Consider the following 2,239-nt stretch of genomic DNA (forward strand, 5'->3'; position numbering starts at 1 on the left):
GGGCGGCGCGCTGGACGTGGCAGCCGGGACAGAAACCCTGAGCGGGGCGCAGGCCGGGCAGGCGGCGCTGGGTGTTGAAGCCGGTGCGGATCTGGATATCGCCGGGGCGGTGTCGGCGCGCACGCTGGCCGGGGCGGGCGATGTCACACTGCAGGACGGCTCCGCCCTGACCCTGAAGGGTGATGGCTCCTTTGCCGGGGACATTGCCGGGGCGGGCGCTCTGACGGTTGAAGGTCAGCAGGTCCTGAGCGGCACCAGCGGCTGGACAGGCGGCACGGACATTGCATCCGGCGCTGGCCTGACTGTGGCCGATACGGCGACGCATGCGGCCGGGCTGGCCGGGGCCGTGACGGATGACGGCAGCCTGACCCTCGACAACACGACCGATCCGACCCACAGCACAACACTGGCCGGGGACATTACCGGGGCGGGGGCCGTCATCGCGAAGGACGGCGCGCTGACACTGGCCGGGGCCAACAGCTTCTCCGGTGGCCTGCGCGGCGAGAACGCGGCCATCACGGCGACGACCGCCAGCCTGGGCACGGGCGGCGTGGCGCTGGACGGCGGCAGCCTGACCCTGGCGCAGGATACGGACGGGGCCACGGCGGATGCCATCACCGGCACCGGCTCCCTGATCAAGACGGGGCGCGGCACGCTCACCCTGTCCGCCGCCAGCAGCTTCATGGGTGGCACCGCCATCCAGTCCGGCACGGTCGCCATCACGGACGGCGCGGCGCTGGGCACCGGGGCGGTGCAGGACGATGCCGCCCTGACGCTGGCGCTGGGCGCGGACGGCACGGTGGCCAACGCAATCTCCGGCACGGGCACGATTGAGAAGACGGGCAGCAGCTCCGTCACCCTGACCGGTGAGAACAGCTATGGTGGCGGCACCACGATCTCTGGCGGCACACTGGCCGGGGCCGTGGGGGCTTTTGGCACCGGGCAGATCAAAGACAATGCCACTCTGGTTCTTGACGGGTCCGGCGCGCTGGCCAACACGGTCTCCGGCACCGGCTCCCTGATCAAGACCGGTGCGGGCGATCTGGCCCTGACCGGCGAGAACACGTTCACAGGCGGACTGGACATTGCGTCCGGTTCTGTGACGGCCGCGGTCTCCGGGCTGGGCGCGGGTGCGATCAGAGACGACGGCAGCCTGACTGTCCGACAGGACACGGCCGGGGACCTGGCCGGGGACATGTCCGGCACCGGCCGCCTGACCAAAGAGGGCACGGGCACGCTGAGCCTGACGGGCACGAACAGCTACACGGGGACAACCGAGGTGGCGGCGGGCACGCTGCGGGTGGACGGCGACAGCAGTGCGGCCACCGGGGCGCTGACAGTGGACGGCGGCGCGGCGCTGGGCGGGACCGGGACGCTCGGCGGCTCCGTGACGGTGCAGTCCGGCGCGACGCTGACGCCGGGCGATGCCGGGGCGGGCACGCTGACGATTGGCGGCAGCCTGACACTGGCCGACGGGGCCACCACGCAATACGATCTGGACCAGCCGGGTGTTGCCGGTGGCGCGCAGAACGATCTGGTAAAAGTCGGCGGCGATCTGCATCTGGGCGGCACGCTGAACGTCACGACCGATCCGACCAGCGGCGCTGCGCTGGCTGACGGGGTCTACCGCCTCTACGAGTATGGCGGCGCTCTGTCCGGCACCCAATCCGTGTCCGGGTCTCTGCCGATAGCCGGGGGCGATGCGGCCGGCATGCAGACGTCAGTCTCCGGGCAGGTCAATCTGGTCATATCATCCATGAACACGGAGTTCTGGAACGGCGGCGGCAAGGCCGATGGCACCCTGACCGGTGGCACGGGGAACTGGCAGGCTGGCGGGTCTGGCTGGACCAACGCGGCTGCGGACGTTGACGGCAAATGGAACGTCGGGGCTATGGCGATCTTTGAAGGGCAGGCCGGTAATGTCGCGGTCGACGACAGCGCCGGGAGAGTTTCGGTCGGTTCGATGCAGTTCGCCAATGCTGATGGCCAGAGCTACGTGCTGAGCGGTGACACGCTGTATGCGGCCGGGCAGACGCTGGGGATCAATGTCGGCGACGGCACGGCGGCGGGCGCGGGCATCCGGGCCGAGATCGACAGCACGATCGATGACAGCCAGGTGGCCGGTGGCGCGCAACTGATCAAGACGGGCCTGGGCCGGAGATCGTATTGGCCACCGTGCCGTCCCCGGCCAGCGCCAGCGTCAGGGCGGCATCGTTCCGCACCGCCCCGGTGCCCAGCG

The 2,239-nt window shown here is 70.5% G+C and carries 1 protein-coding gene; it reads left to right on the plus strand.

Annotation, left to right across the window (positions count from 1 at the left end; genetic code table 11):
• Window positions 1-2,239, plus strand: a 2,239-nt coding sequence (locus tag AD930_RS00075; protein ID WP_208598534.1) for an autotransporter-associated beta strand repeat-containing protein, incomplete at both ends; no start/stop codon positions are given.

The sequence above is a fragment of the Acetobacter malorum genome (assembly GCF_001580615.1).
Taxonomy (GTDB): domain Bacteria; phylum Pseudomonadota; class Alphaproteobacteria; order Acetobacterales; family Acetobacteraceae; genus Acetobacter; species Acetobacter malorum.